The 21,805-nt window shown below is 46.1% G+C and carries 25 protein-coding genes and 2 tRNA genes; 10 read left to right on the top strand and 17 right to left on the bottom strand.

Features of this window, described 5'->3' with window-relative positions; all coding sequences use genetic code 11:
- Positions 1-28: 28 nt before the first annotated feature.
- The 10 genes from AC1XTG_RS10260 to AC1XTG_RS10215 all read right to left on the bottom strand — a co-directional run bounded on the left by AC1XTG_RS10260 (position 29) and on the right by AC1XTG_RS10215 (position 7,304).
- Positions 29-226 (bottom strand): heme-binding domain-containing protein, encoded by a 198-nt coding sequence (locus AC1XTG_RS10260; protein ID WP_484841907.1) that lies wholly within the window; start codon positions 224-226, stop codon positions 29-31.
- The gene (locus AC1XTG_RS10255) at positions 210-716 is read right to left on the bottom strand and encodes an alpha/beta hydrolase family protein (protein ID WP_484841906.1); all 507 of its coding nucleotides are present in this window, start codon (positions 714-716) and stop codon (positions 210-212) included. The genes AC1XTG_RS10260 and AC1XTG_RS10255 overlap by 17 nt, the downstream gene beginning before the upstream one ends.
- A 44-nt stretch (positions 717-760) precedes the next feature.
- Positions 761-1,393 carry a flavodoxin gene (locus AC1XTG_RS10250; protein WP_484841905.1) on the bottom strand — a complete coding sequence of 211 codons (633 nt, stop codon included), beginning with the start codon at positions 1,391-1,393 and terminating at the stop codon, positions 761-763.
- Between the two features lie 15 nt (positions 1,394-1,408).
- A complete protein-coding gene (locus AC1XTG_RS10245; RefSeq protein ID WP_484841904.1) occupies positions 1,409-1,879 on the bottom strand; it encodes a nuclear transport factor 2 family protein in 471 nt (156 codons plus the stop codon).
- 12 nt (positions 1,880-1,891) lie between these two features.
- Entirely contained in the window at positions 1,892-2,383 is a 492-nt protein-coding gene (locus AC1XTG_RS10240) for a nuclear transport factor 2 family protein (protein WP_056289099.1), read from the bottom strand.
- A 52-nt stretch (positions 2,384-2,435) separates the two neighbouring features.
- The gene (locus AC1XTG_RS10235) at positions 2,436-3,290 is read right to left on the bottom strand and encodes an aldo/keto reductase (protein ID WP_484841903.1); all 855 of its coding nucleotides are present in this window, start codon (positions 3,288-3,290) and stop codon (positions 2,436-2,438) included.
- A 142-nt stretch (positions 3,291-3,432) separates the two neighbouring features.
- Complete coding sequence (locus tag AC1XTG_RS10230) at positions 3,433-4,446, bottom strand: carboxylesterase family protein (RefSeq protein ID WP_484841902.1); 1,014 nt, start codon at positions 4,444-4,446, stop codon at positions 3,433-3,435.
- Positions 4,447-4,457: 11 nt separating this feature from the next.
- Complete coding sequence (locus tag AC1XTG_RS10225; protein WP_484841901.1) at positions 4,458-5,231, bottom strand: DUF932 domain-containing protein; 774 nt, start codon at positions 5,229-5,231, stop codon at positions 4,458-4,460.
- A gap of 496 nt (positions 5,232-5,727) precedes the next feature.
- Positions 5,728-6,960, bottom strand: coding sequence for a site-specific integrase (locus AC1XTG_RS10220; protein WP_484841900.1), 1,233 nt, complete (start codon positions 6,958-6,960; stop codon positions 5,728-5,730).
- A gap of 256 nt (positions 6,961-7,216) precedes the next feature.
- Positions 7,217-7,304: transfer RNA gene (locus AC1XTG_RS10215), tRNA-Lys, on the bottom strand.
- 644 nt (positions 7,305-7,948) lie between these two features.
- Here AC1XTG_RS10215 and AC1XTG_RS10210 point away from each other — a divergent pair.
- Positions 7,949-8,473: an STM3941 family protein gene (locus AC1XTG_RS10210; protein ID WP_484841899.1), complete on the top strand. Its 525-nt coding sequence runs from the start codon at positions 7,949-7,951 to the stop codon at positions 8,471-8,473.
- Between the two features lie 131 nt (positions 8,474-8,604).
- Here the strand turns inward: AC1XTG_RS10210 and AC1XTG_RS10205 are convergent, their stop codons facing one another.
- On the bottom strand, positions 8,605-9,837 hold the full coding sequence (locus AC1XTG_RS10205; protein WP_484841898.1) for a site-specific integrase: 1,233 nt from the start codon (positions 9,835-9,837) through the stop codon (positions 8,605-8,607).
- Between the two features lie 254 nt (positions 9,838-10,091).
- Positions 10,092-10,164, bottom strand: a tRNA-Lys gene (locus AC1XTG_RS10200).
- A gap of 84 nt (positions 10,165-10,248) precedes the next feature.
- Here AC1XTG_RS10200 and AC1XTG_RS10195 point away from each other — a divergent pair.
- A complete protein-coding gene (locus AC1XTG_RS10195) occupies positions 10,249-10,983 on the top strand; it encodes an SH3 domain-containing protein (protein WP_484841897.1) in 735 nt (244 codons plus the stop codon).
- Positions 10,984-11,058: 75 nt separating this feature from the next.
- Positions 11,059-11,523 carry a CHRD domain-containing protein gene (locus tag AC1XTG_RS10190; RefSeq protein WP_484841896.1) on the top strand — a complete coding sequence of 155 codons (465 nt, stop codon included), beginning with the start codon at positions 11,059-11,061 and terminating at the stop codon, positions 11,521-11,523.
- A gap of 67 nt (positions 11,524-11,590) precedes the next feature.
- On the opposite strand, the gene AC1XTG_RS10185 is transcribed toward AC1XTG_RS10190, so the two are convergent.
- The 4 genes from AC1XTG_RS10185 to AC1XTG_RS10170 all read right to left on the bottom strand — a co-directional run bounded on the left by AC1XTG_RS10185 (position 11,591) and on the right by AC1XTG_RS10170 (position 14,378).
- Complete coding sequence (locus AC1XTG_RS10185) at positions 11,591-12,826, bottom strand: DEAD/DEAH box helicase (protein ID WP_484841895.1); 1,236 nt, start codon at positions 12,824-12,826, stop codon at positions 11,591-11,593.
- Between the two features lie 78 nt (positions 12,827-12,904).
- Positions 12,905-13,204: a chaperone modulator CbpM gene (locus AC1XTG_RS10180; RefSeq protein WP_484841894.1), complete on the bottom strand. Its 300-nt coding sequence runs from the start codon at positions 13,202-13,204 to the stop codon at positions 12,905-12,907.
- Positions 13,205-13,215: 11 nt separating this feature from the next.
- The gene (locus AC1XTG_RS10175; RefSeq protein ID WP_056288838.1) at positions 13,216-14,100 is read right to left on the bottom strand and encodes a DnaJ C-terminal domain-containing protein; all 885 of its coding nucleotides are present in this window, start codon (positions 14,098-14,100) and stop codon (positions 13,216-13,218) included.
- 50 nt (positions 14,101-14,150) lie between these two features.
- Entirely contained in the window at positions 14,151-14,378 is a 228-nt protein-coding gene (locus tag AC1XTG_RS10170; RefSeq protein WP_484841893.1) for a VF530 family protein, read from the bottom strand.
- Between the two features lie 83 nt (positions 14,379-14,461).
- Here AC1XTG_RS10170 and AC1XTG_RS10165 point away from each other — a divergent pair, with 83 nt between their 5' ends.
- Complete coding sequence (locus AC1XTG_RS10165) at positions 14,462-15,445, top strand: Gfo/Idh/MocA family protein (RefSeq protein WP_484841892.1); 984 nt, start codon at positions 14,462-14,464, stop codon at positions 15,443-15,445.
- A 225-nt stretch (positions 15,446-15,670) separates the two neighbouring features.
- Here AC1XTG_RS10165 and AC1XTG_RS10160 read toward each other — a convergent pair whose 3' ends face one another.
- Positions 15,671-15,982, bottom strand: coding sequence for a hypothetical protein (locus tag AC1XTG_RS10160; protein WP_056288846.1), 312 nt, complete (start codon positions 15,980-15,982; stop codon positions 15,671-15,673).
- Between the two features lie 93 nt (positions 15,983-16,075).
- Between AC1XTG_RS10160 and AC1XTG_RS10155 the strand changes: the two genes are divergently transcribed.
- The 6 genes from AC1XTG_RS10155 (at position 16,076) to AC1XTG_RS10130 (ending at position 21,701) form a co-directional block, all read left to right on the top strand.
- A complete protein-coding gene (locus AC1XTG_RS10155) occupies positions 16,076-16,921 on the top strand; it encodes a methylated-DNA--[protein]-cysteine S-methyltransferase (RefSeq protein WP_484841891.1) in 846 nt (281 codons plus the stop codon).
- Between the two features lie 157 nt (positions 16,922-17,078).
- Entirely contained in the window at positions 17,079-17,684 is a 606-nt protein-coding gene (locus AC1XTG_RS10150) for a hypothetical protein (RefSeq protein ID WP_484841890.1), read from the top strand.
- 93 nt (positions 17,685-17,777) lie between these two features.
- Positions 17,778-18,680: a hypothetical protein gene (locus AC1XTG_RS10145; protein WP_484841889.1), complete on the top strand. Its 903-nt coding sequence runs from the start codon at positions 17,778-17,780 to the stop codon at positions 18,678-18,680.
- Positions 18,670-19,635, top strand: coding sequence for a tRNA (adenosine(37)-N6)-dimethylallyltransferase MiaA (gene miaA, locus AC1XTG_RS10140; RefSeq protein WP_484841888.1), 966 nt, complete (start codon positions 18,670-18,672; stop codon positions 19,633-19,635). Before AC1XTG_RS10145 ends, miaA begins: the two co-directional genes overlap by 11 nt.
- A gap of 17 nt (positions 19,636-19,652) precedes the next feature.
- Positions 19,653-20,111, top strand: coding sequence for a hypothetical protein (locus AC1XTG_RS10135; RefSeq protein ID WP_484841887.1), 459 nt, complete (start codon positions 19,653-19,655; stop codon positions 20,109-20,111).
- A 309-nt stretch (positions 20,112-20,420) separates the two neighbouring features.
- A complete protein-coding gene (locus AC1XTG_RS10130) occupies positions 20,421-21,701 on the top strand; it encodes a citrate synthase (RefSeq protein WP_056288858.1) in 1,281 nt (426 codons plus the stop codon).
- Positions 21,702-21,805 lie beyond the last annotated feature (104 nt).

The following is a 21,805-nucleotide window of genomic DNA, read 5'->3' as shown; positions in this document are numbered from 1 at the left end:
GTACACCACTAGTCGCTACAACTTTGAATTACCTTCTCTTCATTTTCAAACTGTCCGCGGGAAACTCATTTTTCAGCGTCGCCATTTGCTGCCTGGCCCAAACGATAAGCACCTCCCGCTGCTGCTCTGATAGATTAGCGTCCTTATGCAATCCAAAAAAGGTGTATGATTTCAGCGGCATTTCTTTTTCTTCAACCATCTCGATGATCTCATCGAACACCCTCATTAAAATCAGGATACAAGCCGATCCGGAACTGGGTGAACCAGGTCTGGTCATCTGGTGTGGCCGTGATCTGTCCTGGCTTTGATGTTTGCCCTGCGTGGCCACGCCCGGGTTGGTCTACCAGATAAACACCGTAGCCTTTTCTTAGAAAGATATTGGCAAAGCCTTCCCTTCCATCGGCCGTGGTTTGCCAGCTGCGGCGCGATTGCCCGTAGCCATGCAGGAAAACCATAGAAAGTCGCTTTGCCTTTGGCGGGATCTGGTAAAACACGTCGGCATGGTCCCCGTGGCGGGTTTGTCCGCCCTGCGCTACATTCCAGGGTTTGAGCGCATCGAACGTGCCTTCACTTTTGGTTACGCTGCCACCAGCAGAAAAAGCGCCCTGCTCCTGGATGATTAAAGGTTTCTGACTTTTAGTTTTCTGTGCCTGGCCTTGCAAGCTAACTATGGAGGATACCACACATACAAGGCTTAGCATTGCTTTATTTCTCATATCTATTGCATTTAATCTGCGACGCTTGAATCAAATTGTTCGCATTAAATCATTTTAAGCTTTTCGAGCCATTGCTTGATCTCGTCCTGGGTCTGCCGCGCTTTTTCCTCTTTAATCATTAGCAGCTGCCCGTCCCTTTCAAGGCCGCCACGGGTCGAATACCCTTCCAATATTTTACTGTCAGGGCATAGCTGCTTGACAGTTTCAAAAGTGCTGCCAATGCCGTAGCCACCATTCGTATTGAAGGGAATGATGGTCTTACCGCTCAAATCATTTTGCTTTAAAAAACTTTTCATCGGAGGCGGCAGCTGCATCCCCCAGGTCGGAAAACCGACAAAGACGACATCGTACTGGCCGATACTATCAATTTTAGTTTTCAAAGGCGGCAGATATCCCGACTGGTTTTCACTGGCTACCTGCGCGACAGTTGCCTGATAATTCTCAGGGTACGGCTTTTCCAGCTCAATCGCCACCAGTTTTCCACCTACGTTCTTCTGGATCATTTCCGCAACTGCCTTGGTATTCTTCGTGCGGGATAAATAGACGATCAGGATCTTGCCAGCTGCCACATCAGTGCCCGTTTCAGCATCGATCCGCTCAGTTTGAGTAGAAGAGCAAGCCGAAACCAAAAACAAAAAAGCCAGCAGCAGGTGTGCTAATGGAGCGGTTAGTTTCATGTTTTCTGATCTTTATTATCCTCCCACCTTGGTAAATGAGAGCGATCCCAGTTTCCAACCTTCTTTTTGCTGCACATACACTTCCGTTACTTCAAACTCGTTGGTGACTTCCCTGCCGCCTACAACCGCTAACAGTGTGATCCTGTTTAAAAGGATAGCTGTTGATCCAATGATGTTTACAGATACCTTATGGATATCTGCCTTTTTGTAGTGAATGCCCCCGGACTTGATGATATTGACTTCCTGCTGTTTGCCCCATGATCCGCCCATGTGAACAAAGACAGCCTTTTCATCAAAGAGCGCAGCAAGCGAGTCTGCATTCTTGTCTGCCATCCATTGCCATTTCGTTTTAGAAAGTGCAATGATTTTCTGCTCGGCGCTATTTTCAGCTTGCGCGAATACTCCCTGAGATGCTTGCATCAAGCCTGCTGCAAGCATCAGGCAGGTAAGGATTCTGGCGATTGTTCTATCTACGTTCGATTTCATTGTATCCCAGGTTTAATGTTTAATGACATGCGTATCGCGCACGCTGCTGAATGTAAGCGCCAACAGTTTCCAGTCACTGGCCTGTTTTGTATAAACCTCTGTAACAGTAAACTCTGTATTTGCTTCATTGCCCCTTACCATCGCTGAAAGCATAATCCGGCTCCAAATGATTGCCGTGTTACCCACAATCTCGACAGCAACATCTTTGACGTCTGCTTTTTTATACCAGATGCTTCCGGTCTTGATGATTTCGAGCTCTTCGTCTTTTTTCCAGGTACCGCTCATATGGACAAATTTTGCTTTGTCATCAAAGAGTTTGGCCAGCTCGTCCACGTTCTTATCAGCCATCCATTGCCACTTCTTTTTTGAAAGATCAATGATATGCTGCTCCTGGCCAGCTGCGCCTTGTGCCAGTGATGATTGAGTACCTGCCAGCACGGAGCATAGCCCCAGAAACGTAGCTGCCAAAATAGATTTGAAAAATGATTGAGAATGCAATTGCATGAGTAATAAGTTGATTTAGAGGTTAAATATTAATTTCTCGGCCTCTTATGGGCTATTTGTCGTCGAGCTTTCTTTCACCTAGCCATTTCACCATATTGGGATCACGGTGATCAAAGAAGCTACTCGCATTGGTATCAAGAGATTTGATCGCGTCCATATCTTGCGCGCTCAGCTGGAAATCGAAAATGCTCAGGTTCTCTGCCATTCTTTCTTTACGGACTGATTTGGGAATTGCAATCACCCCCCGCTGCGTGAGCCAACGGACGACTACCTGCGCGATTGTTTTGTTATATTTTTGACCAATCGAGGCTAAGAGCTCATTTTGAAACAAGCCGTTTTTACCTTCTGCGAATGGCCCCCAGGACTGGATCTGCACATTGTTTTCTTCCAGGAACTGTTGTGTCTGGATCTGCTGGTGAAAAGGGTGCGTTTCAATCTGGTTGACTGCCGGCACTATTTCGTTATGGATGATCAGGTCAATGAGCCTGTCAGGTTGGAAGTTACTTACACCAATTGCCCTGATTTTACCCTCCTTATATAGTTCCTGCAATGCCCGCCACGCTCCATACACATCGCCGAATGGCTGGTGGATCAAATACAAGTCCAGGTAGTCCAGCTGTAACTTTTTCAGCGAAACCTCAAATGCCTTTTTGGTATCCTGGTATCCGTTTGACTGTATCCAGAGCTTTGTAGTGATAAAGAGCTCTTCCCTGGCAAGGCCACTTTTCTTTATTGCATTCCCTACGGCTTCTTCGTTCTGGTAGGCCGCTGCCGTATCAATCAGGCGGTAACCTGTATCGATCGCGTCCAATACACTTCTCTCACATTCTGCAAGGTCCGGCACTTGAAAAACCCCGAACCCCAGAATTGGCATTTCTACGCCGTTATTTAATTTTACTGTTTCCATAGTGGTCTTTGTTTTGATGATGCAAAGTTCCGCCTTTCCAGGGGCATGTTTGGTATATAGATTCCCGTTTCCTCTACCAATATTCCCGGTAGAAGATTGGGTCAAACCCTGTCAGGAAAGCTATGCCAGAACCGCTTTTAGTCTATTTCTCCGCAGCCTTTTGCATCACATCCAGCCGTGCTTTTTTAGGGTCGGGCCCGCCCATAGCCGAGCCGTCAGAGCGGAACTCGATGATTTCGTTTTTCCTTGGATCATAAACCGGCCACTTTGGTAAACCCTTACCATTTGGGTCTGATGTCTTGGCGAAATTGGCCCAATACGCGTTCATCATCGTGGCAACCTGTTTGTCTGTTGGTGCAATTGTAGCTCCGCTGCGCTCCATCAGATTGTCAAAAACATATGCGATTTCGGAAGCATGTCCTGCGCCAAAACGCATCCGCTGTTGCATGGAAGCTGCTACGTAAGAGAAAAGATAAACGTAGGCTTTGTCACCTTTGGCTGTGACCGCACTTGCAGTAAACCGGGCTGGCTCTGCCCAAACTTTATCGGTGTTGATCATCGAAAGCATTTGAGCGAAGTCTGTTTTACCATCCGGATCATAGGCAACAGTCATTTCCTTACGTACAGGTTCAAACTGCGCCAGCAATTCGTCCTTTGACCTTGCATTCACAAAGCCAGCCGGTACTTCTGCACTATTCGAACCAATGATGATTGGAACACGGATCTGCCTGCCTGCCTTATATGCCTGCTCGAATGTCTCTACAACCAATTTACCGTCCAGGATCGGCCCGGCGTAAATCAGCGCCCCGCCCTGGCCATTGCTTTCTTGTCCATTATCAACAATATCTTCCACAGAAAGTGAACGCAGTTTGTCCAAGGCTGCTGCATCCTTACCCTGAATACCATGTTTAGCAGCAAAGTTTACACCTATTGTCTCGGCTGACACAGGATAATATTTGTCGGCATTTTCTTTACTGATCGGTCTGCTTGATAAAACGCCGTCGCGGCCGCCTCCCGACTCGATAATTGCCTTGTGAAAAAGACCTTTTGCAGATGGAATCGTCAGCAGTGAATGCACTGAAACATCGCCCGCAGACTCCCCGAAAATCGTCACATTCTTTGGATCACCACCAAATGCGGCAATATTCTGCTGCACCCATTTAAGGGCTACTCATAGACATCTTCAACAATGTTGACGAATTGAGTTGAAAGTGCGTTGACTTTGCCGTTCCTGAGATTGCCTAGCACTTCCTTGTTAGGTGCCATTGCAATTTCAATGAGTTTTTTCAATTGAGGGTCCGTAATTGGTTTTTTTGCCCAATCATTAAAAATGCAACCTACTTCCTCAGAGAACTTGTTTGCAATTCCCATGACCTTAGGAGCCGTTCTGAGCCTTTCCCTAACGTTGCTGGTATGACGGATTTTCACCACGTTGGTCATGTTTTTCATAGCTGCGTTTAGTGTGTTAGCGCAAACAATCCTGATTGGAGTAAATGCAGCCGTGATACTTCCACTACCATCGTGCGAGGTGGTCAGGAATAGATACTTCTCTATGAGATCGTCGTTACCAACCTCGATGTATCCGGGCAATTTGGCTGTTATGAATATGCGCTCACCCTTGCCCAGCGCTCCGGCGGTTTCATAAAGAATTCCGTCATTGCCAACAATGCTGTCGAAAAATGTAAATGCATCCCGATTCTGTACAATTTGATAATCTTTGCCCACCACTCTCAAAACCGCATTGTTATCTGTTCTCATTGTGGCGTAGTGTCCAGGCACGGGGATAAATCCTAGCTCTGATTGACTTACATTTCCTTTAATAATAGCGGATAAATCTGCCTTTTCAACTTGGCAATTTAATCCCGCGTATTCGATTGCGTCTTTGCTATTAGGGTACTGATCGACAATCTGTCCTAATCCACGCCAGGCTTTTTCTTTCACTGAGAAAAAACTGTCTTTGCCTGTGTTTTCGTCGAAATTGATGTTGTGAGCTATGATCGTAGCTGTTAGAAGTTAGAAATGATTTTCTTTCTTCTTCCTCTCGCTCCCTTTAAACGAATGTTTGACAAAGAAAAAACGAGAAAAAAGAAAGCCCTTCTAACAGTGGCCCTCACATAGCCAAAAGGAAACGGAATAAGTGCCGGGACGCGTAGTCCGCGACGCGCAGTCCGGGACGCATAGTCCGAAGGCTGACGGCTGATGTTCCAAAATCTAATACAGTGAAACGCCGTCATTATGCCGTAAGCTTTTGGCTATCTTTTCGGCAGGCTCAAAGAATGGGGCCACTTATTTAGCTGCGCTTTTGCCGAGTTTTATTTGTCCAAACATTGCTTTTTGGTGTCTTTCAGGCATCTAGTTTTTCCTAAAGCGCTATCTCTCAACATAAGGAAAGCCGCCAAATCTGACTGGCGGCTTTTCTGTTTTTTTCCTAACTCTTCTAATTGCCTGTGCCGGTTTTCGTCGCTAAGCGACCTCTCAAGGCTTGCATATCTTCACTTACCTTCAAATCCAGGATTTTAGCATAAATCTGTGTCGTACGGATGTTCGTATGTCCCAACATCTTGGAAACACTTTCTATCGGAACCCCGTTTTGCAAGGTAATGGTGGTGGCGAATGTATGCCTGGCCACATGGGAGGTTAGAACCTTGTCAATACCGCAAACAATCGCTATCTCTTTTAGATAATCGTTCATTTTCTGATTGCTCGGAACAGGCAGAACTAGCCCACGGGACTGGCAAACAGGATCATCTTTATAGCGGCTAATTATCTCCAGAGCCTCAGGAAGGAGAGGAATGTGAGATTTTACATTCGTTTTTGTACGCTGCGTAAAGATCCATTGCTCACCATCAATCCCTCTCGAAATGTCGCTTCTTTCCAGACTCTGGATGTCTGAATATGCGAGACCGGTGTAACAGCAGAACAGGAAAGTATCCCTAACCTGGGTAAGCCGATCGCTCGCGAATTCCTTTCCGGCGATCGTATCTAGTTCCTCCTTCGTGAGAATGGCCTTATCAACTTTTTTAAATTTTCCTTTGAAGTTTAAGTATGGGTCAAGATTTATCCAGCCATTTCCAAGACAGATATTCACGATTTTGCGAAACATCTTCATATGCTTCACCACAGCATTGTTTCCCATCTTACGAATAGAACGGAGATAAAATTCATAGTCCGCAACGAACGCGAAATCAATACGACTGATATCGAAGTCTGTAACATTGTAATTAGCCTTTAAGAAGTTTTCCGTGTGGCGTCGCATTACCTCGTACCTTTTGAATGTGCCTATTGCGTATTCCTGGCATATCAATGAATGCAACCTTCGATTGTGCTCGATTATAATTGACATGAGCATTCTCTGTTTCGGACCAATTCCTAGAATCTTGTTTTTAATACTTTCAGCCGTGGCAAGATCCCCTTGTCGAATCAGGGAGGCATGAGCATCGAGGAATTGTTGTTCGAGGTTGCCTAAATAGGCATTCAAAGATTTGACAACTTCTTTGTTGCCAAGCATGCGTCCAGCCGCAGCATTCCACGTTTTAGGCTCACAATCCCGACCGGTCGCGATCTCTGACCTCTTGCTTTCGACGGTAACTCTTAAATAAATGGGCACTGGCCCATCTTGATAATTTCTCGGCTTCTTCAAATAGAAAAGCAGACTCAGCTTTGTTTTCATAACCATTCTCTGGTTTAAAGGTTAAACAAATGTAGTCTTGCAAGCCTAGTCAGCGCAAGATGTCCATCGCGTGGACATGTTGTCTTTCAGTTAATTACGCGATTTTTGGTGAGTAAACTTTGCAGGCTGATTGACTCACCGAATTACTCACCAAAACTTTGAGAATATTTGAACGTTTTGGTATAGTTGCGGCAAACAAAAAAGCCTGCAATCGTTTGATTTGCAGGCTTTTGATGCTTTTTGTTACTTCTTCAAGTGATCCCGCTGGGATTCGAACGGCACCGGCCGCCCGGCCAGGATCCATACATTAAAAGTGTATTGCTCTACCAGCTGAGCTACGGAATATTGTTTTTGCTGTTATTACCTCTCGAACCCAGGACTCTTACACTAAAAGTGTACACTCAAGAAACGAAAAAAGCGCCCTTTGGAGGCGCTTTCTGTGATCCCGCTGGGATTATTTTTTTTGATATAACAAGTTGTTTATCAAGTTCTTATGTCCTGTCAAATCTGGTACTCACCTTGTTACTCACCAAATTGTGGTGGGTGGCTTGCAATTGATTCAAAGATAGGAACTTTTATAAAACTCTTCCGCCAGCGACTTCGGAGCGTTTGGGCGGCCAGATTCAATTGTATGACAATTGTACATCTGGCCGATTGCGGGTAAGAGTCAAATGCTTTTTTCGAAACATCTTTGTGCTGGTGAAGGGCAAAAGGGAAAAATTATATTTCTATCACTGCCTATCGAAAAAATCTTGTAGATTGGAAAGTTGTATAAAGTCCGCCATGTTATCTCATTTTGGCCGGAATGCAGCGTCACGTCTCTTATCCTTGGGGAAAGGGCGTTCATAGGACGACAGTGCTGGCATAGTTACAATCGCAGCCCGGATATAGAATTTTTGCCGCTATTTGCTGCTTGATATGACTTTTCTCAATTTAGTATTCCTATCCTTGCATGGATTAAATACGCAAAGATTCAAATACAAAATGTATGGAGGTCACACTAAAAAGGTCCCGCACCCAAATTGTGAAGTACTTGTTGCTTTCTTCGTTATTTGTCGCATTAGGTGTCTGGGAATTAACGTCGGAAGACATTGCACCGTGGATTGGGTGGCTAACGATCAGTTTCTTTGGACTCGGACTGCCTATCGGGATTTATCAACTATTTGACCGAAGACCAGCAATCGTTTTTAATGAACATGGAATTCATGATAGATCAACCCACGATAGCTTTATCAATTGGGAGCTTATTCTTGATGCTTATCCCATAGAGATAAGCGGAGTGAAGTTTATTTGCCTAATTATTAGTGAAGATTTTAAACCTTCAAAAGAGAAGGGAGATATTTACAAAAGCTTAGTCAAATTCAGTGAATCACTTGGCGCTCAGGAGATCAATATAAAACTGGATTCCATAAATGTAGACCAACATCGGTTGGCAGAGTTTATTTTGGCGACCAGATCTGCGACCAAAGAGGAAAGAATACTACTTTTAAAGAATTGCGAGTTTGTTCAATAGGTTGTCTGCAAATCACTTCCTTGAAATTTAGATGAACAGCGATAAAGATTCATTATAGTAATTTAGTTTCACCTTCTCTCTCGCGATCCCCTCTCACAAACAGGAGGGGTCGTGAGAGAGAAGGTGCAGCGCTAACCTTCCGTGCCTGAGCGTCTGGAAAGCCGCCCTTTCAAAGCCTGCATATCCTCACTAACCTTTGTGTCGAGAATTTTCGCATAAATCTGCGTAGTCCGAATGTTGGTATGACCGAGCATCTTGGAAACGCTTTCAATCGGCACACCATTTTGCAGCGTCACAGTCGTCGCGAATGTATGCCTGGCAACGTGTGAAGTAAGAATCTTAGCAATCCCGCAGATTACGGCAATCTCTTTCAGATAGTCATTCATTTTCTGATTGCTTGGCACAGGCAGCACCAGCCCGCGCGATTCGCAAAGCGGATGATCTTTATATCTGTCAATAATTTGAACCGCTTCTGGCAACAGCGGAATATGTGATTTGACATTCGTTTTTGTCCTCTGGCAGAAAATCCACTGCTCACCATCGATCCCTCGTGCTATCTGGCTTTTTTCGAGCTTCTGGATATCAGAGTAGGCCAGGCCGGTGAAACAACAAAAGAGAAAAGTGTCGCGAACCTGTGCGAGACGATCACTTACGAATTCCTTACCTGCCATCAAGTCCAATTCTGTTCTTGTGAGAATAGCCTTGTCTACCTTCTTGTACTTGCCCTTGAAGTTCAAATAAGGATCAAGGTTCATCCAACCATTGCCCAGGCAAATGTTGACGATCTTGCGAAACATCTTCATGTGCTTCACTACGGCATTGTTGCCCATCTTGCGGACAGAGCGCAAATAGAATTCGTAGTCGGCGATGAAAGCGAAATCAATGCGGCTGATGTCAAAATCGCTTGTATTGAATGTCACTTTCAGGAATGCGAGTGTATGGCGTTCTAAAACCTTGTAGCGATTGAATGTACCGATTGCATATTCCTGGCCGACCAGTGCCTTCATCCGTTCGTTATGGTCAGCTATCACCGCCATCAATAACCGCTGTTTTGGGCCGACGCCTAGAAATTTGTTTTTGATCGTTTCCGTTGTGATCAATGCGCCGTCACGAACTAGGGCGGCGTGGGCGTCGAGTAGTTGCTGTTCTAAGTTGCCCAGATATGCATTGACAGATTTCACGGCCTCCTTTGCGCCTGTGACTCGTCCAGCTACCGCGTTCCATCGACTGGGCTCACATTCTCGCCCGGTCGTAAATTCTGCTCTTTTACTTTCAACCGTAATCCGCAGGTAAATCGGCACAGGTCCCTTTTGATAATTCTTCGGCTTCTTCAAATAGAAAAGCAGACTGATCTTTGTTTTCATACCCTTTACAGGTTAAAAAGTTGAACAAAAGTAGTCTTGCAAGCCGTTACAGCACAAGATGTTTACGTGGTAAACAGGTTGTTACACAAAGAGTTGTAGCGATTCTGGTGAGTAAAATTTGCAGATCCTTGAACTCACCGAATTACTCACCAAAAGTTTGTGGAAAATTGAATATTTTGGGGTAACCGGGAAAGAAAAAAGCCTGCTAATCTGTTGATTTGCAGGCTTTTGATGCTTTTTGTTATTTCTTCAAGTGATCCCGCTGGGATTCGAACCCAGGACCCATACATTAAAAGTGTATTGCTCTACCAGCTGAGCTACGGAATCTTGTTTTTCTTGTTTTTTGCAACCTTGGATTAGCCGTGGCCTTTTCCGTAATTGCGATGCAAAAGTAGAATTCTTGAAAGTATAATGCAAGCCTTATATAAGAAAAACCTGTTTTTTGGGTTAATAATATCCGCTGTTCTTGGTTCACAGCCGGCATTTTGTGCGAATGAAAAGGAGCTAAAAACTGCTGATTCTCTGTTCGCTATGGGGAGGTATCCCGAGTCCCTGCTACTCTACCGAAAAAATTTCAATCCGGAAGAAAAAAATAATCAAAGCCTCCTCTTAAAGCTCGCTTTCCTCGCTGAAAAGACCAATAATTACACCGACTGCCTCTATTACCTCAGCAAACTGGCCCTCGCTAATCCGTCCAGGAGATTGTTCGAGAAAATGGATAAACTGGCCGAAGAGCAGAATCTCGCCGGATATGAATTTGATGACTACAACTACTTCATCATCTTTTATCGCAGGTACGGCGATTATGTCCCCCTTTTTCTGCTCACTCTGGGCATTTACATCGTTGTGATCATGGTTACCAAGACGCGCAGGCGGGAACCAATTCTACAAATACATAAAATTTCTATTATAGTTTATCTGCTCGTTTTGCTGGGTATTCTCAACATCCCGTCGCTTTATCAAACCTGCATTGTCATCAACGAAAACACGTTTTTACGCGATGAACCTTCTTCGGCCGCCCCTGTGATTGAGCGGGTTGGCAAAGGTCACAAGCTGACGATCCTCGGTTCAGTCGATCACTGGAACCGGGTAATATGGAACAACAGGATCGTTTACATCAGAAAAACCGATCTTTGGAATATCTGACCGGCAAATGGTATCATTTTTGCTGCGTATCAGTTTGTATGTATATTTAAGGGTTTAAATTTTAAATTAAATTGTATGAAAAAGCCAATGAAACGTTTTTTACTATTGATCGCAGGGGTTTTAATGTTGGGTTTTGTGTCTTCCTGCAAAGAGGAAGGTCCTCACAAGGATGACATCGTAAAATTCTCGGCTGTCATAAATAGTACACCGACTGTTCCGAAAGCTACTTCCTCTGCACAAGGAACCGGGGTTTTCGAATACAACAAAACCACGAGAGACCTTAAATACAACATCACTTACCAGAACATTACCCCTACCTCCGTTAACATTCACATGGCGAACCCGGCATACGAAGCTGGTCCGATGGTATTCGCACTGGCGCAAAATCCAGCCGGAAATCAGGTACAGGGAACTGTTAAGCTGAACATCGAGCAGCAAACTGCATTGATCGTCGGTTTGATGTATGTGAACATCCCGACTGCTGAAAACATTTACGGAGAAATCCGCGGCCAGATCCTGGCAGATAAATTCGAAGAGTAGTGTTTCATTGCTCCTCAAAAAAAACGGCCGGCGCTCAATGCACCGGCCGTTTTTTTGTTTGCTCTGCTTATTTTTTCTTCTTCTTTTTCTTGTGCCCGTGAAAATCCTCTACTTCCTTCATCAGCGCTTTCAGGTCGTTGTCCTGGTCGGAAGTAAAATCGAGGGTTGCTGAGTAATCTTCATTACTGATCTTTAAAACGTCAATTGGCTTATCGAGGTACTCCTGGATCTGATCGAGGATTGGCCTTTCTTCCGGGCTGCAAAATGAAACTGCAAGTCCCTTCTGTGTGCCGCGTCCTGTCCGCCCTACCCTGTGCACATAGTTTTCCGGCTGCTCCGGAAGATCATAGTTGATCACATAATCCACATTCGGAATGTCAATACCGCGCGCACTTACGTCCGTAGCGATCAGCACTTTGGTTTCGCCGGATTTAAACTCATTCATCGCCTTCAAACGGTCGGCCTGCTCCTTGTCGCCGTGAATAGTTATACTCTTCACTTCCATTCTTTCCAATGCAGCATGTACTCTTTCCGCGCGCACTTTGGTGCGGACAAATACCAGGATCTTGCTGTCAATGTTATTCTTGATCGTTCTTTCCAGAAAAAAGCGCTTATCGTCCATTTCCACAAAGGCCACAGAATGGCTGATATTTCGCGCAACTGGGTTATTGGGCGAGATCTGGATCCTGATCGCATTGCGTACAAGCGAGTAAGCCAGCTTCTTGATCGTTTCATTGATCGTAGCAGAAAAGAACAATGTTTGCCGCTTCTTCGGCAGCAACTTGATCAGATCCTGTATGTCTTTGATAAAACCAAGGTCGAGCATGTGATCGGCTTCATCGAGTATTAGAAACTCTACCCTGTTCAGTTTAATGTGCCCCTGACTTGCCAGATCAAACATCCTGCCCGGTGTAGATACCAGTATGTCAATGCCTTTTTCAAGCTGCGCAATCTGCGGCCCCTGCTCTACCCCGCCAAAAACACTGAAAACCTTCACTTTCGTGTACTTCGCAATTTTGGTAAAAACTTCCGTGATCTGAATAGCCAGCTCGCGCGTCGGTACCATCACCACGCATTTGATACCTTCCGAGCGAACGGAGGATTTTTGTCTCGCCAGCAAATCAATCACAGGAATGGCAAATGCAGCCGTTTTTCCCGTGCCGGTCTGCGCTATGGCCAGTACATCTTCGCCTTTCAAAATAGCCGGAATAGCCTTGAACTGAATGTCTGTGGGACGTTTGAACCCGGCGGCTTCCAGGTTTTGCTTGATCTCGGGCGAGATATGGTAATCGTCAAATTTCATAATAAAGAATAAAAGCGGGGCACAATGCGCCCCGCGATGCAAATACATTCAAAAGTAGCTTAAAAGAAATGATTATTGTCAAAGGTCCTGCTCGTAGAAGCGCAGCCTGTTTTTAAGCGAAAGAATTTCCCGGTGCATATAATCCACCCTGGCGAGCAGGTTATCAATTGCCTCGATTCCCGCTACATTGATTTCCAGATCACGGTGCAGGCGGATCAACCGTTCAATACGCTGCAGCTGCGGAATGTGTAAAAACCGGCTGCTGTTTATCTCCACCAGCTCGATCAGATCACTGTTCCGGAGCGACTCGACAAATGCGTATTCCACTTCATAATAGGTACAGAAAGTGTCAACAGCTATCAATTGATCGTTTTCCATAACATTTGGATTTAGGATTTAGATAGTTCCAAAAACAACTCACGCTGGCGCTCAGTCAGGTTGGTTGGTATTTTCACATCAAAAGTCACGTACAAATCTCCAAACTCGCCTTCCTTCTTGTAAACGGGAAAGCCTTTTCCTTTCAGGCGGACAACACTCCCATTCTGCGTCTCAGGCTTCACAGGCAGCTTCACTTTTCCACTCAGCGTTTCCAGGATCAGCTCTCCGCCGAGCACGGCAGTATACAGGTCCAGGTCGGCTTTGATGTGCAGGTCCTTCCCCGCCCGCCGGATCTTATCATCATTCAAAATCTGGAAAGTGATAAACAAATCGCCCGCCGGACCACCATTACTGCCCGGGCCACCGTGACCGGCAATCTTGATGGTTTGTCCGTTTTCGATACCGGCCGGAATGGTAATCCTGATGTTCCTGCCATTGACGGTCAATGTTCGCTTATGCGTTTCGTACGCCTGCTGCAAAGTCAACGTTACTTCTGCCTGGTAATCCTGGCCGCGGAACCGTGCCTGCCGACCTCCGCCAAAGCCGCTCCCCGACCCGAACATGGATTCGAAGAAATCGGAAAAATTATCACCTCCGCCGCCGCCATACCATTGCTCCTGCTGGCCGCCGCGGGCTGATCTCGACTGGCGCGCACGTTCATACTCCTCGCTGTGCTGCCAGTTTTCGCCGTACTGATCGTACTTCTTACGCTTCTCAGGATCGCTGAGCACTTCGTTTGCTTCGTTTAGCTGCTGAAACTTCTTCTCAGCCTCCTTGTCGTTCGGGTTGAGGTCGGGATGGTATTTTCGTGCAAGCTTACGGTAAGCATTCTTGATCGCTTTGTCGTCGGCAGTTTTGTCGACCCCCAAAATTTGATAATAATCTATAAATGGCATAACCAATGCACTTAGGTGTTCTTTTATGTTAAAGCATGTGTAAGCTGAATCTATCTTCTTTCCAGCATTTCAATGTACAAATCTTCCACTTTCTTTCTCGCCCACGGTGTTTTCCGTAAAAATTTCAGACTTGATTTCACGCTGGGTTCGTGATTAAAGCTGTTGATATTAATGCGGTAGCCCATTTGTTCCCACCCATAATAGTCCACAAGCTCGTTCAGAATTGCTTCCAGCGTTTTTCCGTGCAGCGGGTTATTGGGTTGACTTTGCGTCTCCATGATTATTGAAACAGTTTTAAAAAGTAGATTTAGCCTCCTGAATAATTATTAAGCGAATAGTTTAGTTCAAATCTTTTATTCTGATGGATCAAGTTAACTGGGGAATTATCGGCTGCGGCAACGTGACCGAAGTGAAAAGCGGCCCCGCTTTCAATAAAGTGGAAAATTCTAAGCTGGTAGCTGTAATGCGCAGAAATGCCGAGCTCGCCGCCGATTACGCTTCCAGGCACAATATGCCGAAATGGTATGCCGATGCCGACGAGCTGATCAACGATCCCGAAGTGAATGCAGTGTACATTGCTACGCCGCCAGATGCCCACGAAGCACTTGCATTTAAAGCAATGCAGGCCGGAAAGCCGGTTTACATTGAAAAACCAATGGGAAGGAATGCAGCTGAATGCGACCGGATCAATGCAGAAAGCGAAAGGACCGGCGTGCCTGTTTACGTAGCCTATTACCGCCGCGCACTGGATTACTTCCTGAAAGTAAAAGAGCTGATCGACCAGAAAGTGATCGGAGATATACGGTACATCGACATTTGTCTGCAATGGCAGCCTTATGAAGAAGAAACCGGAGCAAATCCCAAACCGCGCTGGCGGGTAGATCCTGCTGTTTCAGGCGGTGGCCATTTTCACGACCTGGCTTCTCACCAGTTTGATTTCCTGGAATTTGCATTGGGACCGATTAAATCAGCCCGGGGTTTTGCCCGGAATCAGGCCGGCTTGTACGAGGCGGATGATATTGTAGTTGCCAACTTTGAATTTGAATCCGGTATACTTGGAAAGGGAAGCTGGTGTTACACCATCGATAAAGCACAGCGCGAGGATAAAGTGCAGCTTGTCGGTTCAAAAGGGCGCATTACCTTCTCGTTTTTCGAAAAATTCGACATTATTGTTGAAACCGGCGAGCGTACTGAAAAATTCAACATACCCTACCCGCAACACGTACAGCAGCCGCTTATAGATCTGATCGTTCGGGATTTGCGCGGAGAAGGGAAAAGCCCGAGTACCGGACAAACCGGCATGCGGGCAAACAGGATCATGGACTGGATTACGCAGGAGCAATAAATTCGATTTCGGGAGATACAAAATCTGGTACTATTTCTGTTATTTGTAAAACTCTAACTCAATTCAAAAGTCATGGCAAAAGGAAAAAATCTGGATAAGGGCAGCACAAAGAAAGAGCCTGAAAAGTCACTGAAAGAGAAACGTGCAGAGAAACAGGCGAAGAAAGCCAGTAAGAAAGACTACTGACCTGATAACAAGAGAGCTCCACAACGGAGCTCTTTTACTTTAATATACTTCCCGGTTGTTCTTATACTTTGCGAGCCTTTTCCGGGAACGGATGATCTTCGAATGGATCTTATTCTTTTCATCAGGCGACATGTATCCGTCTGCATTGGATTTCTCAATGGTCATCTGGATGATACCCTGTTCTTCTTTTAGTTTCCGGTATTCGTTTTCAGTCAGCTTTTTGCTTTTGTAATCACTTTCAATCTGCGCATTCAGCTTTTTCAGGTCTGATTTAAAATCCTGGCTAAAAGCATTGAAATAACAAACAAATGAAAGTAGCAGTGTGATTTTGAAGCATTTAATTGAAAGCATCAGTCGATGAGTTTGGTTGAGGAATTGAGCAAGTTTCAGGTTGAACAGGCTAAAAATACACACGAGATTTGTATATCAAAATCATTCATCCAAATGGAACAGCAAACTTATCATTACGATAAAATAGCGAAAGCGATTGAATTCATCGTCGCCAATGCCAGGGAACAGCCCTCGCTTTTCGACGTTGCCGAGGAAGTAAGTATTAGTCAGTTTCATTTTCAAAGGATCTTTTCGGAATGGGCCGGCGTGAGTCCCAAGAAGTTTTTACAATACATCACCGCCGGTTACCTGAAAGAAAAGATCCGCGAAACTGCCAACCTGTCAGAGCTTGCCGAAGCGGCCGGTTTGTCGAGCCAGAGTCGCGTTTACGACCATTTCATTTCCATTGAAGCCGTCACACCCCAGGAATTCAGGACTTCGGGAAAGGGGCTCGATATCAGCTACGGCATTCACGAAACACCGTTTGGTACCTGCTTCATCGCGGTTACCGAGCGCGGCATTTGTGCGATGGCATTCACGGATGCAGACGATAAAGAAGACCAGCTCATCCGACTGGCGAAAAAATGGCATTACGCCAACATCCGGGCCGACCAGCAAATTACCGCTGAATACATCCACCGCATATTCCAGGCCGGGCAAAAATCACCAGACAAATTGCCGCTGCTCGTGCAGGGTACCAATTTCCAGCTGAAAGTTTGGGAGGCACTGCTCACTATCCCGCAGGGCGCTCTGACTACTTACCAGCATATTGCCCGGAGCATCGGAAATCCGAATGCGGTGAGAGCAGTAGGAACGGCAGTAGGCGACAACCCCATTGCCTACCTCATTCCCTGTCACCGCGTGATCAGGAAAGAGGGAGTTCTGGGGGAGTATCGCTGGGGCAGTCTGCGCAAAAAGGCACTGATCGGTTGGGAGGCTGCCCGACATTTTGAGGAATAATTTGCACAATTTACAAGCTGTTAAATAGCACAATGGAATGTAAACAAATTCACAAATCACTGAATTACAGCCATAAAATTTAACAAACAATTCAACTATTTCATGATGGTTTGATATTGGATGCAATGTAGCTATCAACCAATTCACATGATCAGACATGAAAAAGACACTAACTCGTTCCCTTGCGTTTGTGGCATTTATGGTGGCGGTAAGCACAGCCAGCTACGCCCAGTTCTCACTTGGATTACAAGGAGGTATTGCTAAATCCGATGTGGAAGATTCCAAGACAGTAGCAGGTGGCGGCGTGAACTTGCGCGTTTTCACTTCTCCCAAGTTTGCATTCGGTGTGGCAGGAAAAATCTACGCTGACGGAAGCGACTACACCATTGCAGGACAAACATTAAGCAGCACAGGTACATTAATGCCGGTAACAGGTACACTCGATTATTTCTTCGCAGAAGGTGTAATCAGACCATATATCGGTGGTGACGCGGGTGTTTACTTCTCTAAGTATGACGCCAAATTCAACGGTAACACGATCATCGAATCTTCCAAACACAGCAACTTTGGTGCTGCGCCGCGTGCCGGTCTGGTATTCGCATTTGGCAACCTGGGTATACAGGTCGAAGGTATTTATCACTTCGTATTCGGCAACAAAAACCTGCGCTCAACAACAGGCAATGTAGACAATATCGATTTCGAATCGACCTCGCAGTTTGGCGGAGTTAACGTGGGTATTATTTTTGGACTGGGAGGCAAATAACAGGTTCCGTTTCCATTTGAAAAACGCGCCAAACGGCGCGTTTTTTGTTGTTGTCCGTTATCAAACCTAACTTGCCCGGAAAAACACTTCTGCTTGAAACCTGCATTTCCATTCCACGAACAGCTTTTTCAATGGCTTTTGTCAATGGATATGCAATGCGACCGGCAGCCGCTGCTGGTAAGTTACTTCCACGTGCTGCATGTCCGCAGCGTCCAGCAATCGGCACTTACTATTGTTCTTATTGATCTGGATACCTGGACAAATACCAATGCACAGGAACACTGGTCTGAATGCATCCGCTTTGTCGAAACCGAGCGCGGGCTGGGCAGGAATTGCGTGTTCATCTGGGAAGATTTCTGGATCAGAAAACGAAGGATTGTGGAGTCGCGCCTGCTTGCCCTTCTTGGCTGCGCACACCGGATACCTGCGCGCCTCACTGCGGCCAGGCGCATTGACAAGGAAGCTGCGAATGCATTTTTGGAGCAAAACCATTTAAATGGCGCAGTAATGGCAAAATATAAGTACGGGCTCTTCCTGCCGGCTCGATATTTCAGGGTGCTGAGCGAGGCGCTTACGCCGGCCGGTTCCGGTGAGCTGCTGGTTGCTGTGGCTACGTTCAGCTATCCCCGGATTTTCAATAAAGACACGCAGCCGCTCCGTTCGCACGAGCTCATCCGCGCGGCGAGTCTGCTGAATACCAATGTAGTCGGCGGACTGGATAAGCTGCTGCAGGCTTTTATCCGCGACAAAATGCCGGGAGATATCATGACGTATGCAGATATGGAATGGTCTGCCGGGAAAAGCTACGCCAGGCTGGGTTTTGAAGAAATATCCAGAACTGCACCTGAAACGATTTGCCTCGATCCTGTCTCAATGGAAAGAAGCAATCCGTCGGCTTCCCAATCTTCACCGCGGGTTAACATCCGGAACATGGGCAGTATTAAATTTGTAAAAACGATTACTCCCACTCCAATTCAGCACATCGATGAACATTGAAACACCTTTCCCGGTAATACTGGGGCCAACTGCCTCGGGAAAAACGCGGCTCGCTGTGCAGGTGGCGCGTGTGCTTGGGGGAGAGATCATCAGCGCTGATTCGCGACAGGTATACCGGAATATGGATATCGGAACCGGTAAGGACCTGGACGAATATGTGGTTGAGGGTCAGCAAATCCCCTATCACCTGATCGATATCGCAGAAGCCGGCGCGCAGTACAATGTGAATGATTTTCAACAGGATTTCAGTAAAGCATTTGAGCGGATAGATGACGCGGGGCACATTCCGGTTGTTTGCGGAGGCACAGGCTTTTACATTTACGCGCTTCTGAAAGGTCACGCCTACTCGGCCATTCCGGTAAACGAGCAACTTCGGGAAACGCTGGAAAACATGCCGCAGGAGGATCTTCTTCAAAGGTTCAATACTTACCAAACCAGCTATCACGAACTCGCCGATACTTCCACACGCAAGCGACTGATCCGCGCGATCGAGATATCGGAGTTCCTGATCAGTAACCCGCAGCAAAATGTCTCATTTGAAAGAAGTGCGCTTTCGGAGCATGCTATTATTTTCGGTCTTAATCCGCCCGTGGAGGTACGCAGGCAGCGCATTACAAACCGCCTGTACCAGCGACTGAACAATGGGTTGATCGAAGAAGTCGCGGATTTACTTAAAACCCTCTCCCCTTCCCAGCTGATCTATTATGGTCTGGAATACAAGTATGTTACCCAATATCTTACCGGGGAACTTGGATTAGAGGAAATGAAGGTGAAACTGGAAATCGAGATCCACCGTTTTGCAAAGCGGCAGATGACCTTTTTCAGGAAAATGGAAAAAGATGGACTGCCCATTGCATGGTTGCCCGACGATTGGAATGAAAGCCGTAAAACAGAGTTCATCACGAGCCGCTACCTGGAATTTAAAGAATCAAAGCGTAAGAGTAAAACCCATTAAGCCACGTCCTATTTACAATGAACAGAAAAGTAAGCAGCCTGCTTTTGCTGCTGGTATTAAGCATTACCGACGCCTATCTGCTGGCGCATCCAAACCTGATCGGAAGGATCGGCGTTTTTGTTTACAAGCACACCTATATCCGTAATTTCCCCCGTGCATTGCTGACTGTACTTCTTGTGGTCGGAATCTCACTGGTCTTATGCGAGCTGGCTTACCGGTTTTTAAACCGCCGGAATGCATTGTGGCTGTACGCGGCGCTTGAAGCAGTTGGCATAGCCTGGTTTGTCTACGTTTATATGACATTCTCCACTTTTTCTTACCGCATTACAGGGAAGGCATTTATTTACGGAACCCACTTGCTCCCCATTATCCTGACAGGACTTTTCAGCAGGTACCTGTTAAAGCGTTTGTTAACAAAGCCTTTGCCGGAAGCGGGCACAGGCGGAATTGCCCAGGCTGAAAAGAAGGAGTTTTAGGCCGGTGAATACCTTGTGAAAGCAGCTTAAAGTGGCGGCAATATAATATTGGTACTATTCCCATCTATTATAAAATATTATTGCTCAGCACTTGAATTTTCACAAATTAAACATGGATATTAATAGAAAATACGCGGTTTTTTAGGATATTGCGGCTTGTCCCGGGGACGTAAACATCCGTTTCCGGAAGGCTTAACACAAAATTAATTTGTCGGATAAGTAAATCAGTATCAAGCAAAATCTTTGGAATAAATTGACCTGATCCGGACCTATCTCGTCATTAACCTTTTTAATTTTATTCTTAATTATATGTCCCAAATAGCTGAATTAACCCTTGATGGTAAGAAGTATGAGTTCCCGGTAATTGAAGGAAGTGAGCAGGAAAAGGCGATTGATATTGCGAAACTACGTGACCAGACAGGGTATATTACTATTGACGCCGGCTATAAAAACACCGGTGCTACAAAAAGTGCCATTACGTTTTTGGATGGTGAAGAAGGTATACTGAATTACAGAGGATATTCGATTGAGGACCTGGCTGAAAAGGCTTCGTTCCTGGAAGTAGCTTACCTGCTTATCTACGGTGAACTTCCTACTGAAAAACAATTCGCAGACTTTGAGCATGAGATCAGAACGCATACGCTTGTTAACGAGGATATGCGCAAGATTTTTGAAGGTTTCCCGGTGAATGCACACCCGATGGGCGTACTTTCTTCGCTGGTTAGCGCAATGAGCTCCTTCTATCCCGACGCGGATCAGAGCGGCGAGGAAGTAACACAGCTGCATATTATCCGCCTGCTTTCCAAGCTGCCGACAATTGCAACCTGGTCATACAAAAAATCACAGGGACACCCTGTTAACTACCCGCAGAACGATCTTGATTATTGCTCCAACTTCCTGAATATGATGTTTTCGCTGCCAGTAGCGAAGTACAATGTGGACCCGGTTGTTTCGGCTGCATTGAACAAGCTGCTAATCCTGCACGCAGATCACGAGCAGAACTGCTCGACATCGACTGTAAGGCTGGTAGGATCATCTCACGCAAACATTTACTCATCTATCTCTGCCGGTATCAGCGCATTGTGGGGTCCGCTTCACGGAGGCGCTAACCAGGAAGTGATTGAAATGCTGGAAGCTATCAAAAATGACGGTGGCGACACGCAGAAATACATTGATATGGCTAAAGACAAAACGAGCGGTTTCCGTTTGTTTGGCTTCGGTCACCGCGTTTACAAAAACTTCGACCCGCGTGCCCGCATTATCAAGAAAGCCGCCGACGATGTGTTAAGTAAATTAGGTATCAACGATCCTGTCCTTGAAATCGCTCAGAAACTGGAAAAAGCGGCATTGGAAGACGAATACTTTGTACAACGCAAGCTTTATCCAAACGTCGATTTTTACTCAGGAATTATCTACCGCGCATTGGGTATCCCAACCAATATGTTCACGGTAATGTTCGCCATCGGCCGCCTGCCGGGCTGGATCGCGCAATGGAAAGAAATGCGTACCAACAAAGAGCCAATCGGCCGCCCACGCCAAGTCTACGTAGGAGCTCCCAAAAGAGACTTCGTAGCGATGAGCGAGAGGTAGTAATGATATAAGAAAGTTTTCTCAGGTTTTGTCACCCTGAGCGGACCGGGCCGCCGGGCGGTCGAAGGGGCGTGCACCACGCCCCTTCGACTGCGCTCAGGGTG

This window comes from Dyadobacter sp. HNCC25DJ183, from assembly GCF_056895175.1.
Note: the sequence above shows the minus strand (reverse complement) of the source record. Positions and strands in the feature narration are given on the sequence as shown.

What these genes read in the sequence shown, in the direction of transcription:
- AC1XTG_RS10260 (WP_484841907.1), bottom strand. Translation starts at nt 226, where the DNA reads ATGAGGGTGTTCGATGAGATCATCGAGATGGTTGAAGAAAAAGAAATG.
- AC1XTG_RS10255 (WP_484841906.1), bottom strand. Translation starts at nt 716, where the DNA reads ATGAGAAATAAAGCAATGCTAAGCCTTGTATGTGTGGTATCCTCCATA.
- AC1XTG_RS10250 (WP_484841905.1), bottom strand. Translation starts at nt 1,393, where the DNA reads ATGAAACTAACCGCTCCATTAGCACACCTGCTGCTGGCTTTTTTGTTT.
- AC1XTG_RS10245 (WP_484841904.1), bottom strand. Translation starts at nt 1,879, where the DNA reads ATGAAATCGAACGTAGATAGAACAATCGCCAGAATCCTTACCTGCCTG.
- AC1XTG_RS10240 (WP_056289099.1), bottom strand. Translation starts at nt 2,383, where the DNA reads ATGCAATTGCATTCTCAATCATTTTTCAAATCTATTTTGGCAGCTACG.
- AC1XTG_RS10235 (WP_484841903.1), bottom strand. Translation starts at nt 3,290, where the DNA reads ATGGAAACAGTAAAATTAAATAACGGCGTAGAAATGCCAATTCTGGGG.
- AC1XTG_RS10220 (WP_484841900.1), bottom strand. Translation starts at nt 6,960, where the DNA reads ATGAAAACAAAGCTGAGTCTGCTTTTCTATTTGAAGAAGCCGAGAAAT.
- AC1XTG_RS10210 (WP_484841899.1), top strand. Translation starts at nt 7,949, where the DNA reads ATGGAGGTCACACTAAAAAGGTCCCGCACCCAAATTGTGAAGTACTTG.
- AC1XTG_RS10205 (WP_484841898.1), bottom strand. Translation starts at nt 9,837, where the DNA reads ATGAAAACAAAGATCAGTCTGCTTTTCTATTTGAAGAAGCCGAAGAAT.
- AC1XTG_RS10195 (WP_484841897.1), top strand. Translation starts at nt 10,249, where the DNA reads ATGCAAGCCTTATATAAGAAAAACCTGTTTTTTGGGTTAATAATATCC.
- AC1XTG_RS10190 (WP_484841896.1), top strand. Translation starts at nt 11,059, where the DNA reads ATGAAAAAGCCAATGAAACGTTTTTTACTATTGATCGCAGGGGTTTTA.
- AC1XTG_RS10185 (WP_484841895.1), bottom strand. Translation starts at nt 12,826, where the DNA reads ATGAAATTTGACGATTACCATATCTCGCCCGAGATCAAGCAAAACCTG.
- AC1XTG_RS10180 (WP_484841894.1), bottom strand. Translation starts at nt 13,204, where the DNA reads ATGGAAAACGATCAATTGATAGCTGTTGACACTTTCTGTACCTATTAT.
- AC1XTG_RS10175 (WP_056288838.1), bottom strand. Translation starts at nt 14,100, where the DNA reads ATGCCATTTATAGATTATTATCAAATTTTGGGGGTCGACAAAACTGCC.
- AC1XTG_RS10170 (WP_484841893.1), bottom strand. Translation starts at nt 14,378, where the DNA reads ATGGAGACGCAAAGTCAACCCAATAACCCGCTGCACGGAAAAACGCTG.
- AC1XTG_RS10165 (WP_484841892.1), top strand. Translation starts at nt 14,462, where the DNA reads ATGGATCAAGTTAACTGGGGAATTATCGGCTGCGGCAACGTGACCGAA.
- AC1XTG_RS10160 (WP_056288846.1), bottom strand. Translation starts at nt 15,982, where the DNA reads ATGCTTTCAATTAAATGCTTCAAAATCACACTGCTACTTTCATTTGTT.
- AC1XTG_RS10155 (WP_484841891.1), top strand. Translation starts at nt 16,076, where the DNA reads ATGGAACAGCAAACTTATCATTACGATAAAATAGCGAAAGCGATTGAA.
- AC1XTG_RS10150 (WP_484841890.1), top strand. Translation starts at nt 17,079, where the DNA reads ATGAAAAAGACACTAACTCGTTCCCTTGCGTTTGTGGCATTTATGGTG.
- miaA (WP_484841888.1), top strand. Translation starts at nt 18,670, where the DNA reads ATGAACATTGAAACACCTTTCCCGGTAATACTGGGGCCAACTGCCTCG.
- AC1XTG_RS10135 (WP_484841887.1), top strand. Translation starts at nt 19,653, where the DNA reads ATGAACAGAAAAGTAAGCAGCCTGCTTTTGCTGCTGGTATTAAGCATT.
- AC1XTG_RS10130 (WP_056288858.1), top strand. Translation starts at nt 20,421, where the DNA reads ATGTCCCAAATAGCTGAATTAACCCTTGATGGTAAGAAGTATGAGTTC.